The organism is Pseudomonas sp. S44, assembly GCF_016624805.1.
Lineage (GTDB): Bacteria > Pseudomonadota > Gammaproteobacteria > Pseudomonadales > Pseudomonadaceae > Aquipseudomonas > Aquipseudomonas machongensis.
This window is the reverse complement of record NZ_JACVTY010000019.1, coordinates 24,767-38,479: the sequence shown is the minus strand read 5'-3', so window position 1 is coordinate 38,479 and position 13,713 is coordinate 24,767. Positions and strand designations below refer to the sequence as shown.

Genomic DNA, 13,713 nt, shown 5'->3' with positions numbered 1-13,713 from the left:
GAGGATTTTCCCAATGTCTCTGCATCCTGACCTGGCCGGTTTTCTCGAACTGGTCGAACTGGGCCGACTGACCGGTGCCAGCCAACCCATGCACCAGATGAGCGTCGAGCAGGCCCGTGCCGAATTCGAGCGCAGCTCCCAGGTGCTCGACCCGAGCCCGCCTGATGACCTGCAGGTCGAGCACCTGCAGATGGTGGATGGTGACGGCCAACCGCTGCCGGCACGCTTGTACCGTCGGCAGTCACCGCTGGACGGTCTGCAGCCGGTGCTGTTGTATTTTCACGGTGGCGGCTATGTGGTCGGCAGCCTGGACTCCCACGATGCGGTATGTCGCCGCCTGGCGATGTGCAGCGATTTTGCGGTCCTCGCGCCAGCCTACCGCCTGGCGCCGGAAGCACCCTTCCCGGCGGCTGCGGACGATGCCCTGGCCAGTGCCCGCTGGCTGGTGGAGCACGGCGAGGCGCAGCGCCTGGATGCCCGCCGGGTGGTGGTCAGTGGCGACAGCGCGGGAGCCAGCCTGGCCATCGTCGTCGCCGCCGTGGCCGCGCAGCAGCCGGAGAAGGCGGTGTTGCGTCCGTTGGCGCAGTTGCTGTTTTATCCGGTCACCGATATCAGCTGCCAGCGGCCGTCCCATGGGAAATATGCCGAGGGTTACCTGCTCGAGAGCGAAACCCTGGAATGGTTCTACCGGCACTACGTGCGTGACGCATCGCAGCGCCTCGATTGGCGGGTGTCGCCGTTGCACCTGACGGCGCTCGAAGGGCTGGCGCCCACCTGGATGGCCCTGGCCGGGCATGATCCTTTGCTCGATGAAGGTGTTGCCTGGGCGCATGCCCTGGAAAAGGCCGGCGTGCCGCTGCAGTGGCGGGTGGAAGAGGCACTGACCCATGATTTCCTGCGGATGCAGGGGATGGTCGAGGCCGTGGAGGGGATTTATGCCGAAGTGGGGCGCTGGTTGAAGGCGGTCGGCGCAGGTTGTCAATCAAACGGTAATATCTGATAGCCATATTGGCCGGCCATCAACAATCACAATGGTCGCCCCAACATGCATTTCACGCCGCACCGTCTGGCCCTGTGTGTCGCCCTGGCCAGTGCTGCCCTGGCCGCCAACGCCACCGATTACCAGGTTGGCAATGCCAGTACCAGCACGCTGGAACTCAAGAAGGGCGACACGCTCAAGGTGACGCCGACCGGCAGCATCGTCTCGGGTGCCGACGACGGGGTGATCCTGCCCAAGCAGACCAGTGGCACCACGGTCAGCGTCGACAATGCCGGGATCATTCGCTCCACCGTGGCCCGTGGTATCGATACCAAGGATGGCGGCACCGACCAGAGCTTCTTCGTCATCACCAACCGTGCCGGGGCGCTGATCCAGGGTACCAACGACGGTATCCGTTTCCAGACCAACCCCAGCGCGGGCGGCAGCCTCAAGATCAGCAACGCCGGGACCATCGAGTCCATCACCGATGGCCAGGCCATCGATCTGGAGGCCCTCAACAACCCAGGCTTCAGCACCACCCTGGTGAACGAGGCGAGCGGCGTGATCCACGCCGTGGGCAACGACGCGATCAAGACCGGCTCCAACGCCACCATCACCAACTACGGGCGTATCTATACCGACACCGCGCCCCAGGATGCCAAGGGCCTGGACCAGAAATACGACGGCATCAAGATCGGCACTTCGACCGGCGTCACCGTGTACAACTACGGCAGCATCAGTGCCGACCGTCACGGCATCGACCTCAAGACCGACGCCACCCTCTACAACTATGCCGGTGCCAGCGTCACCGGGCGCAACGGCTCGGGCTTCGGCTCCGACGGTACCGGCACTGTGTACAACTGGGGCACCATCACCGGTGCCATCGCCGACGGCAAGATCAATGGCGATGGCGATGGCGTCGATATCGACTTGATCGGCCACATTTACAACGCCGGCACCATCCAGGGCCTGGGCGCCAAGGGCGTGGACAGCGGCGGGAGGCCCAACGGCAGCGAAGGCATCGCCATGGGCGGCGGTACGGTCACCAACACCAGCACCGGCCTGATCCGCAGCGTCGACAACGGTATTTTGGTGGACGACGGTGCCGAAGGTTCGGGTGTCGGCGCCACCACCATCGACAACGCCGGCACCATTCGTGGTGAGCGTGGCTTCGGCATCAAGCTGATCGGCAACTTCGATGACACCGTGATCAACAGCGGCACCATCAGCGGCGGCAACGGCCTGGCATTGAGCATGGGCGGCGGCGACGACCGCCTGATCGTGCGTACCGGTGGGGTGTTCAATGGCCTGGTGGATGCGGGCGATGGCGTCGATACGCTGCAGCTCGAGGGCAGTGGCCAGTTCGGCAACAGCGCCAACTTCGAGAAGCTGTTGGTCTCCGGGGGCACCTGGACGCTGAGCAGCGTCAACGATTTCAGCCAGGGTGGCGAGATCACCCAGGGCGCGGCGCTGGTCAACCAGGGCAGCGTGCTCGGCAGTTTGCGGGTAGACCGGGGGGCGACCTACGCGGGCGGTGGTGTGGTCGGTGGCCTCGACGTCAGGGGCACGATGCTGACCAACACCGGGCTGGGCGTGGCCACGGTCAAGGGCGACCTGAAGTTCGACTCGGGCGCCAGCCTGGTCTATGGCGTCAACGCCGACGGCAGCAGCGCGCCGATCAGCGTCACCGGGACCGCCAGTCTGGGCGGCGCCACCCTGCGCATCCAACCGACCCCCGGCCAGTATCCCTGGCAGAGCCAGTACACCGTGCTCAACGCCGGTGCGATCAACGGCACCTTTGGCCAGGTCACCAGTGACTACGCCTTCCTCACCCCGAAACTGAGCTACAGCAGCCAGTCGGTGGGCCTGACCTACACCCGCAACGATGTCGCCTTCGACCAGTTCGCCCGCAGCGCCAACGCTGGCGCTGCGGCGCGCAGCCTGGCCAGCCTGGGCAGCGGCAGTGCGCTGTACAGTGCGCTGCTCAATACCTCGAACGCCAGCGCAGGCAATGCCATCGAGCAGCTGTCGGGCAGCAACACCGCCAACCTCGCTGCGGCCACCCTGGCCGGTAGCGCCCAGGTGGGCAGCACCATGCTCGGCGCCTTGCAGTCGATGGGCAGCAATGCCGGGTTGCTGGTGGGCCTGGATCAGCAGGACACCCCGGTGCTCGCTGCCACCGGCCTGCCCCAGGGCGTGCGCAACCTCAACGACCCGAACGCCCAGGGGCGAGTGTGGGGCCAGGCGCTGGGCAGCTACGGCAAGGTCGATGGCAGCCACGGCGCCAGCAGCCTGGAACAGCGCACCGGCGGCGCGGTGATGGGCCTGGACTGGGCGGTGGGCAGCGACTGGCGCCTGGGCGTGCTGGGCGGCTACTCGCGCACCCGTCTGGACGCCAGCGGCCTGGACGGCAAGGTGCGCAGCTGGCATGCCGGCGTCTACGCCCAACGCCAGAGTGGCCCGCTGGCCCTGCGCCTGGGCGCGGCGTACAGCAGCCATGACGGCGACAGCAAGCGCAGCGTGGCCTTCGATGGCTTCGATGAGCGCCTGAAGGGCAACTACGATGCCGACAGCCAGCAGGCCTTCGCCGAGCTGGGCTATGCCCTGGGCAGCGGGCGCCTGAGTGCCGAGCCTTTCGCCAACCTGGGCTACCAGCGCTATCACCGCGACAGCTACCGCGAGAAGGGCGGCGATGCTGCGTTGGCGGTGGATGCCGACACGCAGGACAACGTCACCAGTACCTTCGGCGTGCGCATCGCACACCTGGGGCAACTGGACAACGGCATGAGCCTGACGCCCCGCGCCAGCCTGGGCTGGCGCCACACCTATGGCAACCTCGACACCCGCACGCGCCAGGCGTTCCTGGCCGGCGGCGATGCGTTCAGCGTCCAGGGCAGTGCGCTGGACCGTGACAGCCTGGTCGTCGAGGCCGGGCTGGAGCTGGGACTCAGTGCACGGCAGAGTGTGGGCCTGGGCTACAACGGCGAGTTGGGCAGCAATGCGCGTAATCACGCCGTGATGGGGCAATGGCAGTTGAAGTTCTGATCGCCCGTCGATGCACTTGAAGCCGGGGCCGCAAGGGCCCCGGCAGCGTTTCAGCGCAGGTCGTGCTCCAGCGACTTCCACAGCTCGAGCATGGTCGGGTTGCTGTTGCCGATCGAGCGGAATGACCAGATTTCCAGTTCCGCGCTCCACTCGTCCCCGCCTGCGCGCACCAGCCGACCGCTGGCCAGTTCCTCCTCGACCGCCGACTCCGGCAGCCAGGCGATGCCATAGCCTTCGCGGGCCATGCGCATCAGGTGCATGGCCATGTCGGCTTCGTAGAAGCGCTTGAGGTGAGGTTGCGCGTTGCCCTGCAGCAGCACATCCACCACCCGCCCGAGAAACGAGGTAGAGGTGTAGGCGAGGTAGGGGATGGGCTTGCCCGCTGCCCCCGGCAGGGCGAACAGCGGGCGCCCATCTGCGTCGGGCGCCGACACCGGGAAGAAGGCATCGCTGCCCAGGCGCAGGCCGACGAACTTGTCACGGTCGAGGATGATCGGTGCACGCGCGTGGCTGTAGCCGATCATCAGGTCGCAGCTGCCTTCGGCCAGGGCGATGACCGCCTCCTGCACGTTGGCGGCCAGCACCCGCGCATTGAAGTAGCCGTAGCGGCGCTGGAAACCGGCGAACCAGGTGGGCAGGAAGGTCATCGACAGGGTGTGCCCGGCCACCACCTGGATCGAGCGCCCGGGCATGCGCTCGCCACGGCGCAGCGCCGAGCGCAGGTCATGGAAGATCGACAGCGCGTCTCGGCCTTCGTCGCAGAAGGTCTTGCCGGCGGCGGTCAGTTGCACCGGATAGGTGCTGCGGTCGACCAGCTCGACGCCGACCCATTCCTCCAGCGAGCGAATGCGTCGCGACAGCGCGGACTGGGTGATGCAGCGGATCTCGGCCGCGCGGGAAAAGCTCTTGGTCTCGGCGATGGCCAGCAGGTCATCGATCCATTTGGTCTGCATGGTGGTGGGCCTGTGGTTGGTGCGCAGACTCTGCAGCCGCACCCTGTGGGAGCGGGCTTGTCCCGCGATCGGGCGCGTAGCGGCCGCAAGCCAGGCAACCGAGGTCTTTCTGATGTAACTCGGTGTCCGGTGTTATGGCCGCTGCGCGCCCAATCGTGGGACAAGTCGCAGCGGCGAACCGCCGCTGCTACAGGTTAGTGGGGCGGTTCAATGCCGGATTTTATCCTCGCTTCGCCGCGAATTCACCGCCATTCGACAACTATGCGAATTACGCATGAACCCATCGCGCATCCTCATCAACTGCCCCGACCGTGCGTCGTAGCCTGTTGCTGTCCCTCCCGCATTCGACAGACAGAGGTCGAGATGAATAACAAGAAACTACCCCGTTACATCGCCGTGGCGATCCTGCTCGGCATCGTCGTCGGCTGGCTGTGCAACACCTACGCAGGCTCCGCGGACGCCGCCAAGCAGATTGCCGGTTACTTCAGCCTGGTCACCGACATCTTCCTGCGCATGATCAAGATGATCATCGCCCCGCTGGTGTTCGCCACCCTGGTCGCAGGGATCAGCAGCCTGGGTAATTCCGGCTCGGTGGGACGCATCGGCCTGCGCTCGATGATCTGGTTCGTCAGCGCCTCGGTGTTCTCCCTGGCCCTGGGCATGCTGCTGGTCAATCTTTTCCAGCCTGGCGCCCACCTGAACCTGAGCGTGGAATCGGGCCAGGCAGTGAGCGCTGTGGCGGTCAACGCCGGGGACTTCAGCCTCAAGACCTTCATCAGCCATGTGTTCCCGCGCAGCATCGCCGAAGCCATGGCCAACAACGAGATCCTGCAGATCGTGGTGTTCTCGCTGTTCTTCGGGCTGGCGCTGGCGTTCGTCAAGCAACGTGGCAACACCCGTATCGGCGAGCTGGTGGACGAGCTTGCCAAGGTGATGTTCCGCATCACCGACTACGTGATGATGTTCGCCCCGGTCGGCGTCTTCGCCGCGCTGGCCGCCGCCGTCACCACCCAGGGCATTGGCCTGCTGTTCGACTACGGCAAGCTGATCGGCCAGTTCTACCTGGGCATCCTGCTGCTGTGGATGGTGCTGTTCGCGGTGGGCTACGGCTTCCTCGGGCGCCCGGTTTTCACCCTGGGCAAGTTGATCCGCGAGCCGGTGCTGCTGGCGTTCTCCACTGCGAGCAGCGAGTCGGCCTACCCCAAGACCATCGATGCGCTGGAGAAATTCGGTGCACCCAAGCGTGTGTCGAGCTTCGTCCTGCCGCTGGGCTACTCGTTCAACCTCGACGGCTCGATGATGTACCAGGCCTTCGCGATCATGTTCATCGCCCAGGCCTACAACATCGAGCTGAGCTTTACCCAGCAAGTGCTGATCCTGTTGACCCTGATGGTCACCAGCAAGGGCATGGCCGGTGTGGCGCGGGCCTCGGTGGTGGTGGTCGCGGCGACGCTGCCGATGTTCCACCTGCCCGAGGCCGGGCTATTGCTGATCCTGGCCATCGACCAGTTCCTCGACATGGGCCGTACCGCGACCAACGTGGTGGGCAACAGCATCGCCACGGCGGTGATCGCCGACCTCGAACGGCGCCATGAGGATGCCCCGACGCCTGTCGAACCTGCGCTGAAACCTGCCACCCACGCCTGATCCGGACCGTCCCATGATAAGCCCACGCAAGACCGCCAACGCGCGCACCCTCGGCATCATCGGCGGCCTCGGCTCGCTGGCCGGTGGCGATCTGTTCCTCAAGCTGCTCAAGAGCCAGCCCCTGCTGGCCGAACAGGGCCGCTACCACCTGCTGTTCGAGCAGCACCCCTTCAAGGACCTGGCGTTGCCGCTCAGCGCGGGCGCGAGCATGACCTCGCGCAAGCTCTACGTGTTCCAGGTCTGCCAGGGCTATGCCGACAGCGGTGCCGACGCCGTGCTGGTGCCGTGCTTCGCCAGCCATACCTTCATCGACGAACTGCGCGCCGAGCTGCAGATCGCCATCGTCGACCTGATGGCGGCGCTCAAGGCCCATGTGGCGCACATCGCCCCGCCCGGCGCGCGCCTGGGGGTGCTGGCTTCGGACTATGTGCGTGCCTCGGGGTTGTTCGAGCGGCATCTTGCCGACGACTACGAACTGATCCATCCCTCGCCGGTGCAACAGGCGGCGTTGATGGAGGCGGTGTACGGGCCTGCAGGCATCAAGGCCGGACATCTGGATGGGGTGGCGCTGGAGCTGCTGCATCAGGTTTGCCTGGAGCTCGAGGGCCAGGGCGCGACGCTGTTGCTGCCGGGCATGACCGAGCTGTCGTTGCTGGCGCCAGAGCTGATGCGCCGTGGCATTCACTGCATCGATGCCAACCAGGTGTATGCCGACTTCGCCAGCGCCACCGATTCGGTGCCCAGCCTTGCGCCGTTCAAGCTGGGGATCGTCGGTGGCGTGGGGCCGGCGGCGACCGTGGATTTCATGGGCAAGGTAGTGAAGAACACTCCGGCCGGGCGTGACCAGGACCATATCAGGATGGTGGTCGAGCAGAACCCGCAGATTCCCGATCGCACCGCCAACCTGCTGCGCCAGGAGGCCGACCCGACCGTGGCGATGTACTCGACCTGCCGCCGCCTGGAAGAGGAGGGCGCCGATGCCATCGCGATCCCGTGCAACACCGCGCATGCCTATGTCGAGCGGATCCAGGAGCATCTGGCGGTGCCGATCGTCAACATGCTGAGCGAGACCATCGATTTCATTCTGCACCGCTATGGTCGTGAGGTGCGGGTGGGGCTGCTGGCGACCTCGGGCACGTTGCAGAGTGGGGTCTATCACGCGGCGGCCGAACGCGTCGGCCTGTCGTTGCTGGTGCCGGACGATGCGGCGCAGGCGCGGGTGATGCGTGCGATCTATGGTGAGGAAGGCGTCAAGGCGGGGTTTACCGAAGGGCAGTGTCGGGAAGACCTGCTGGCAGGCGCCGGGCAACTGGTCGGGCAGGGCGCGCGGGTGTTGATCCTGGGTTGTACCGAATTGCCGTTGATTCTGGCCCAGGCCGATGGCTTCCCCATCGACGGGGTACAGGTGGCACTGGTGGACCCGACCGATGTGCTGGCGCGCCGCTGCGTGGCGTTGGCGCGAGGGCTGAGGTAAGCGCAGCGGGCATGCCCGCTGCCGCAGGAGGTGCTGTGGTCAGTTTTGGTAATCGCGCCCCTCGCGATCCAGTTGCCGGATCAACGCATCCCAGTGCCGCTGGATCCCTTCGCCAAGCCCGTCGGAAAAGCGCTTCGACTGCTCATGCACCTTGGCAATCGCCGCCGGGGAGGTGTACTGCAGCTGGTCGTTGCCACCGGCCTGGGCGGCGATCTGGATGTTGCAGGCGCGCTCCAGGCCGTGCAGCTCACGGAAGGCATGCTCGACGCTGATGCCGCCGGTGAGCAAGCCGTGATTGCGCAGGATCAGGATATTGCTTTGCCCCAGGTTGGCCACCAGGCGCTGCTGTTCATCCAGGTCCAGCGCGACGCCCTCGTAGTCGTGATACACCACGCGGCTGTAATAGGCCAACGCATGCTGGGAGACCGGCAGCAGGCCGTCACGCTGGGCAGACACCGCCGCGCCATCGCGGGTGTGGGTGTGCAATACGGCCTTGAGGTCGGGGCGGGCGCGGTGGATCGCGCTGTGGATGACGTAGCCGGCCTGGTTGATGCCCAGGCCCAGCGGGTCGTCGATGATCGTGCCGTCGACATCCACCTTGACCAGGTTCGACGCGGTGATTTCGTCGAACAGCAGGCCGAAGGCGTTGATCAGGAAGTGCTCGTCCGGGCCGGGAACCCGTGCCGAGAAATGCGTGTAGATGTGATCGGTCCAGCGGAACAGGGCCGCCAGGCGATAGGCGGCGGCGAGCTTGACCCGCACCTCCCATTCCTCGGCGCTGACCCGTAGGCGCACGGCCTCCTGGCTGGGAGGTACGACGGACAGTGAACTCATGCGGTGCTCCAGTGCAAGCAGTACGGTGTGAACAGGACCGTAGGCGTCTGGCGCAACGCTGTAAAAGTCTTTTTGGTTCTATGCTAATTATTCGTTTTAAGAATTATCTTTTTTATTTTTATGCAAGGTGATCATTTAGCCGGGTCAGCTCGCTGCGCTGTTCAGGCGGGTGCCTGCCACGGCGCCGAACAGCTCCACCGGCTCCTGGAGGTTGCCCAGGTAGCGTGGATGGAACAGCCACAGGTCGACTTGCGGCTTGAAATCGCTGACGTTGACGATGTCCAGCAGGTCTCGATGGCGACTGGCAAGCAACAGCGGTTCGGGCACCAGGCCCAGGCCCTGGCCGTTGGCGACCAGCCCCAGTTGCAACTCGGTGCCGAAGGTTTCGAGGTTGATCGACAGTGACAACCCCTGTTCGCTCAATGCGCGCTGCAGCCCGGCGCGAAAGCCGCAACCATCGGGGTTGAGCACCCAGCCGCGGGTATAGCAGTCGCGCAACTTGTAGCTGCGCTTGCCGGCGCTGCCCTTGGCCGCGACCACCCGCAACGGCATACGCGTGATGGAATGGCTGGCGATGCCCTCGGGGAAGATCTTGCCCGGTGGGAAGAGGGCGGCAGCGGCATCCAGCTCGCCGTTTTCCATGCGCGCGATCAGGCTGCTGCCCCAGCCGCTGGTGACCTGGGTGCGCAGCTCAGGGTAGGCCTGGCGGATCTGCGCCAGGGCCTCGAGCAGCACCACATCGCCCAGTGTCTGCGGCACGCCCAGGCGCAGGGTGCCGGACGGCGCGCCATCGTTGGCCACCAGTTCGCGCAGGGCGTCGATTTCACGCAGGATGGCCTTGCACTGCTCGTACACACGCAGGCCCATGGGCGTGGGCTTGAGTGGCTTGGTGTTGCGGTCGAGCAAGGTGGCGCCGAGGTCTTCCTCGAAGTTCTGCACGCGCCGGGTGATGGCCGGCTGGGTCAGTTGCAGCGCTTCGGCGGCAAGGTTGGTCGACTGGCAACGGATGACGGCCACGAAGGCGTCCATGTCATCGATTTTCATATTCGGCGCTCACATATTGAGACTGGAGGACATACCCGCAGAGCATAATCCTGATGGTCGGGATTGTCACAGTTCGATGAGTGAGGCAAGCAGGGCGGCGCTCGCCGCCCCGGGCGAGCGTCAGCGGGCGTTGCGCGCCCGTGCCACCCGCGAGCCGTTGGCACGCCCCAGCACGTCGCTGATGCGCTGGCCGGCGGCGACCAGTTTGTCCAGGTCGATACCGGTCTCGATGCCCAGGCCTTGCAGCAGGTACAGCACGTCTTCGGTGGCGATGTTGCCTGTGGCGCCCTTGGCGTAGGGGCAGCCGCCGAGCCCGGCCACCGAGCTGTCGAACACGCTGATCCCTTCGAGCAGGCTGGCATAGACATTGGCCAGGGCCTGGCCGTAGGTGTCGTGGAAGTGGCCGGCAAGCTGCTCGCGCGGCACCTGCGCCGAGACCACCTCGAACAGGCGCCGGGTATCGCCGGCGGTGCCGGTGCCGATGGTGTCGCCCAGCGACACTTCGTAGCAGCCCATGTCGTGCAGGGCCCGGGCGACCGGGGCGACCTGCTCGGCGCTGACCTTGCCTTCATAAGGGCAGCCGAGCACGCAGGATACATAGCCGCGGACCCGGATACCGTGCTCGCGCGCGGCGCCCATGATCGGTTCGAAGCGCTGCAGGCTCTCGCTGATCGAGCAGTTGATGTTGCGCTGGGAGAACGCCTCGGACGCCGCGGCGAACACCGCCACCTCCTTGACCCCGGCTGCCAGTGCATCCTCGAAACCGCGCAAGTTCGGCGCCAGGGCCGCGTAGGTCACCCCGGCACGCTGGCGGATACCGGCAAACACCTCGGCCGATCCAGCCATTTGCGGCACCCACTTGGGCGAGACGAAACTGCCCACCTCGATGTAGGAGAGCCCGGCGTCGGTGAGGTCGTCCACCAGCCGCACCTTGTCGGCGACGCTGATGGGTTGGGCTTCGTTCTGCAAGCCGTCGCGCGGGCCGACTTCGACCAGGCGCACGTGTGCGGGCAATGACATGGCGGGGTTCCTGTGGCGAATCAACGGTTATTGTTCAGGGTGGCGGCCAGCGCCTGCTCGCAGCGCTCCTGGGCGGTGTCCAGCTCCAGGTGCATCTGCTGGATATCGAGCATCTGCTGCTCCAGTTGCGCGCGGCGTTCGGCGATCTTGGCCAGCATGCTGGTGAGCTGCTTGAGGTTGCCGCCGCTGGGGTCGTAGAGCTCGATCAGCTCGCGGCATTCGGCCAGCGAGAAGCCGATGCGCTTGCCGCGCAGGATCAGCTTGAGCGTCACCTTGTCACGCGCCGAATAGATGCGCTCCAGGCCGCGACGCTCGGGGCTCAGCAGACCCTGCTCCTCGTAGAAGCGGATGGCGCGGGTGGTGATGTCCAGCTCGCGGGACAGGTCGGAGATGCTGTAGGTCTGGCTGCTCATGCTCGGGCTCGGGGGTGGGATGTGAGTAAGCTAAAGGCAGGTTGACGTATACGTCAAGGTGATTGCGTGGTGCCGCTGCGTCGGTAGGCATTGGGCGTCTGGCCGCTGAGGCGTTTGAAGAAGCGTGCGAAGTAGGTGGGATCGCTGAAACCCAGGCTGTCGGACAACTGGCCGATGCTCATGCGCGTGTAGGTCAGGTTGCGCCGTGCTTCGAGCAGCAGGCGCTGGTGGATCACCTGCAGCGCGGTCTGCCCGCTCAGCGCACGGCACAGCTGGTTGAGCTGCAGGCTGGTGACGCCCAGGCGTGCAGCGAACTCATCGACCGACAGGTGCTGGCGGTAATGCGCTTCGACCAAGCGCAGGTAGTGCCCGAGCAGGTGGCGGTCGCGCTCGTCGCGATTACGCGGTGCCTGGCCCAGTTGCTGGCGGCGGCTGATCCACACCATCAGGGCGGTCACCAGCGCCTGCAGCATGGCGGCGCGAGCGGGTGCGCTGCCCTGGTACTCCTGCTGCAAGGTGTCGATCAGCCCGCGCAGGCGCGTGCGATCGCGGCCCAGCGGGTAGCAGGCCGCCGATGCCAGCACCGCCAGTGGTGCTCCCAGGCGCTGCTCGAGGTCGGCCACCAGCGCCGTACCGAAGGTCAGCACATGGCCCTGGATGTCGGCGCTGAAGCGAAAGCCATGCACCGTCAGCGGTGGCACCACCTGGATCGCCGCCTCGTGGATCTCGCTGCGTCGACCTTCGATTTCCACCAGCGCGTGCCCGCGCTGCACGTAGAGCAACTGGAACAGTTCGGCATGCTGGTGCGGCTTGATTTCCCAGTGGTGCAGGCGGCTGCGTGCGGGGATCGATTCGCAGTGCAGCAGATCGGTGCCGGGCCAGGCGTGGTTCTCGCCATAGAGCTGAAACAGCGGTACGCCGGGAAGGGAGAATTTCATGGTCGGGACACCTGTGCGCTGATCGCACGGAATTTTGAAAAGTGCAGATTTTCCATCGGATATGACACCTTTTCAGCTTTTTGCGCCAGTAAAAATGCAGGGGCTAACCCGAATAACGTATGCCGGCTGCCGCCAGTACGGCATCGACAAGGCGAGACAACAACAATGAAAACCCAGGTTGCAATCATTGGCGCCGGCCCTTCTGGCCTGCTGCTTGGTCAACTGCTGCACAAGGCGGGCATCGACACGCTCATTCTCGAACGCCAGACCCCTGAGTACGTGCTTGGCCGTATCCGCGCCGGTGTGCTGGAGCAGGGCACCGTTGACCTGCTGCGCGAGGCCGGGGTATCGGCGCGCATGGACCGTGAGGGGCTGGTGCACGAGGGTGTCGAACTGTTGGTGGCAGGGCGCCGCCAGCGCCTGGACCTCAAGGCCCTGACCGGCGGCAAGACGGTGATGGTGTACGGCCAGACCGAAGTCACCCGCGACCTCATGCAGGCCCGCGAGCAGAGCGGGGCGCCGATCGTGTATGGCGCGAGCAACGTGCAGCCGCACGGGCTCAAGGACGAGCGGCCCTACGTGACCTACGAGAAGGACGGCCAGTTGCACCGCGTCGAGTGCGATTACATCGCGGGTTGCGACGGTTTTCATGGCGTTTCGCGCCAGAGCATTCCACAGGGCGTGCTCAAGCAGTACGAGCGGGTCTATCCGTTTGGTTGGCTGGGGTTGCTGGCCGATACCCCGCCGGTCAACCACGAGCTGATCTATGCGTATCATGATCGTGGTTTCGTGTTGTGCAGCCAGCGCTCCACCACCCGCAGCCGATACTACCTGCAGGTGCCGCTGGACGAGCGGGTGGAGAACTGGCCCGATGCACGTTTCTGGGACGAACTCAGGGCGCGTCTGCCCGAGGACGTCGCCGCGCGCCTGGTCACCGGCCCCGCGCTGGAAAAGAGCATCGCGCCGCTGCGCAGCCTGGTGGTCGAGCCGATGCAGTACGGGCACCTGTTCCTGGTGGGGGATGCGGCGCATATCGTGCCACCGACCGGGGCCAAGGGCCTGAACTTGGCAGCCTCGGATGTCAACTACCTGTATCGCATCCTGGTCAAGGTCTACCGCGAAGGCCGCACCGACCTGCTGGAGCGCTACTCACCGCTGGCGCTGCGGCGGGTCTGGAAGGGCGAGCGTTTCAGTTGGTTCATGACCCAGCTGCTGCATGATTTTGGCGAGCACAAGGATGCCTGGGACCAGAAGATGCAGGAGGCCGACCGGGAGTACTTCCTGTCGTCCGAGGCCGGCCTGGTGAACATTGCCGAGAATTATGTGGGCTTGCCGTACGAGGCGGTGGAGTAGCGGGCTTGCGAAC

General features: G+C 65.5%; 11 protein-coding genes. 5 read left to right on the top strand and 6 right to left on the bottom strand.

What is annotated here, in order from left to right; all coding sequences use genetic code 11:
• The first annotated feature begins 13 nt into the window (after nt 1–13).
• Both IAE40_RS15610 and IAE40_RS15605 read left to right on the top strand, forming a co-directional pair.
• Entirely contained in the window at nt 14–1,000 is a 987-nt protein-coding gene (locus IAE40_RS15610) for an alpha/beta hydrolase (RefSeq protein WP_200603494.1), read from the top strand.
• Nucleotides 1,001–1,045: 45 nt separating this feature from the next.
• A complete protein-coding gene (locus tag IAE40_RS15605) occupies nt 1,046–4,024 on the top strand; it encodes an autotransporter outer membrane beta-barrel domain-containing protein (RefSeq protein ID WP_200603493.1) in 2,979 nt (992 codons plus the stop codon).
• A gap of 50 nt (nt 4,025–4,074) precedes the next feature.
• Here the strand turns inward: IAE40_RS15605 and IAE40_RS15600 are convergent, their stop codons facing one another.
• Nucleotides 4,075–4,977 (bottom strand): LysR substrate-binding domain-containing protein, encoded by a 903-nt coding sequence (locus tag IAE40_RS15600; RefSeq protein WP_153774889.1) that lies wholly within the window; start codon nt 4,975–4,977, stop codon nt 4,075–4,077.
• Nucleotides 4,978–5,340: 363 nt separating this feature from the next.
• Between IAE40_RS15600 and IAE40_RS15595 the strand changes: the two genes are divergently transcribed.
• Nucleotides 5,341–6,624 carry a dicarboxylate/amino acid:cation symporter gene (locus IAE40_RS15595; protein ID WP_200603492.1) on the top strand — a complete coding sequence of 428 codons (1,284 nt, stop codon included), beginning with the start codon at nt 5,341–5,343 and terminating at the stop codon, nt 6,622–6,624.
• A 13-nt stretch (nt 6,625–6,637) separates the two neighbouring features.
• Nucleotides 6,638–8,098 carry an aspartate/glutamate racemase family protein gene (locus tag IAE40_RS15590; RefSeq protein WP_153774891.1) on the top strand — a complete coding sequence of 487 codons (1,461 nt, stop codon included), beginning with the start codon at nt 6,638–6,640 and terminating at the stop codon, nt 8,096–8,098.
• Between the two features lie 39 nt (nt 8,099–8,137).
• Here IAE40_RS15590 and IAE40_RS15585 read toward each other — a convergent pair whose 3' ends face one another.
• From IAE40_RS15585 to IAE40_RS15565, 5 genes are all read right to left on the bottom strand, one after another.
• Nucleotides 8,138–8,932 carry a class II aldolase/adducin family protein gene (locus IAE40_RS15585; RefSeq protein WP_153774892.1) on the bottom strand — a complete coding sequence of 265 codons (795 nt, stop codon included), beginning with the start codon at nt 8,930–8,932 and terminating at the stop codon, nt 8,138–8,140.
• Between the two features lie 144 nt (nt 8,933–9,076).
• Nucleotides 9,077–9,976 (bottom strand): LysR family transcriptional regulator, encoded by a 900-nt coding sequence (locus tag IAE40_RS15580; RefSeq protein ID WP_125930170.1) that lies wholly within the window; start codon nt 9,974–9,976, stop codon nt 9,077–9,079.
• Nucleotides 9,977–10,096: 120 nt separating this feature from the next.
• Complete coding sequence (locus tag IAE40_RS15575; RefSeq protein ID WP_197889515.1) at nt 10,097–10,996, bottom strand: hydroxymethylglutaryl-CoA lyase; 900 nt, start codon at nt 10,994–10,996, stop codon at nt 10,097–10,099.
• A 20-nt stretch (nt 10,997–11,016) separates the two neighbouring features.
• On the bottom strand, nt 11,017–11,409 hold the full coding sequence (locus IAE40_RS15570; protein WP_054893249.1) for a MerR family transcriptional regulator: 393 nt from the start codon (nt 11,407–11,409) through the stop codon (nt 11,017–11,019).
• A 53-nt stretch (nt 11,410–11,462) separates the two neighbouring features.
• The gene (locus IAE40_RS15565; RefSeq protein ID WP_197889516.1) at nt 11,463–12,347 is read right to left on the bottom strand and encodes a helix-turn-helix domain-containing protein; all 885 of its coding nucleotides are present in this window, start codon (nt 12,345–12,347) and stop codon (nt 11,463–11,465) included.
• A gap of 165 nt (nt 12,348–12,512) precedes the next feature.
• Here IAE40_RS15565 and pobA point away from each other — a divergent pair, with 165 nt between their 5' ends.
• Nucleotides 12,513–13,700 carry a 4-hydroxybenzoate 3-monooxygenase gene (pobA, locus tag IAE40_RS15560; protein ID WP_197889517.1) on the top strand — a complete coding sequence of 396 codons (1,188 nt, stop codon included), beginning with the start codon at nt 12,513–12,515 and terminating at the stop codon, nt 13,698–13,700.
• The last annotated feature ends 13 nt before the right edge of the window (nt 13,701–13,713 follow it).

Coding starts and splice junctions, on each gene's coding strand:
- IAE40_RS15605 (WP_200603493.1), top strand. CDS start 1,046: ATGCATTTCACGCCGCACCGTCTGGCCCTGTGTGTCGCCCTGGCCAGT.
- IAE40_RS15575 (WP_197889515.1), bottom strand. CDS start 10,996: ATGTCATTGCCCGCACACGTGCGCCTGGTCGAAGTCGGCCCGCGCGAC.
- IAE40_RS15565 (WP_197889516.1), bottom strand. CDS start 12,347: ATGAAATTCTCCCTTCCCGGCGTACCGCTGTTTCAGCTCTATGGCGAG.
- IAE40_RS15590 (WP_153774891.1), top strand. CDS start 6,638: ATGATAAGCCCACGCAAGACCGCCAACGCGCGCACCCTCGGCATCATC.
- IAE40_RS15585 (WP_153774892.1), bottom strand. CDS start 8,932: ATGAGTTCACTGTCCGTCGTACCTCCCAGCCAGGAGGCCGTGCGCCTA.
- IAE40_RS15570 (WP_054893249.1), bottom strand. CDS start 11,409: ATGAGCAGCCAGACCTACAGCATCTCCGACCTGTCCCGCGAGCTGGAC.
- pobA (WP_197889517.1), top strand. CDS start 12,513: ATGAAAACCCAGGTTGCAATCATTGGCGCCGGCCCTTCTGGCCTGCTG.
- IAE40_RS15595 (WP_200603492.1), top strand. CDS start 5,341: ATGAATAACAAGAAACTACCCCGTTACATCGCCGTGGCGATCCTGCTC.
- IAE40_RS15610 (WP_200603494.1), top strand. CDS start 14: ATGTCTCTGCATCCTGACCTGGCCGGTTTTCTCGAACTGGTCGAACTG.
- IAE40_RS15580 (WP_125930170.1), bottom strand. CDS start 9,976: ATGAAAATCGATGACATGGACGCCTTCGTGGCCGTCATCCGTTGCCAG.
- IAE40_RS15600 (WP_153774889.1), bottom strand. CDS start 4,977: ATGCAGACCAAATGGATCGATGACCTGCTGGCCATCGCCGAGACCAAG.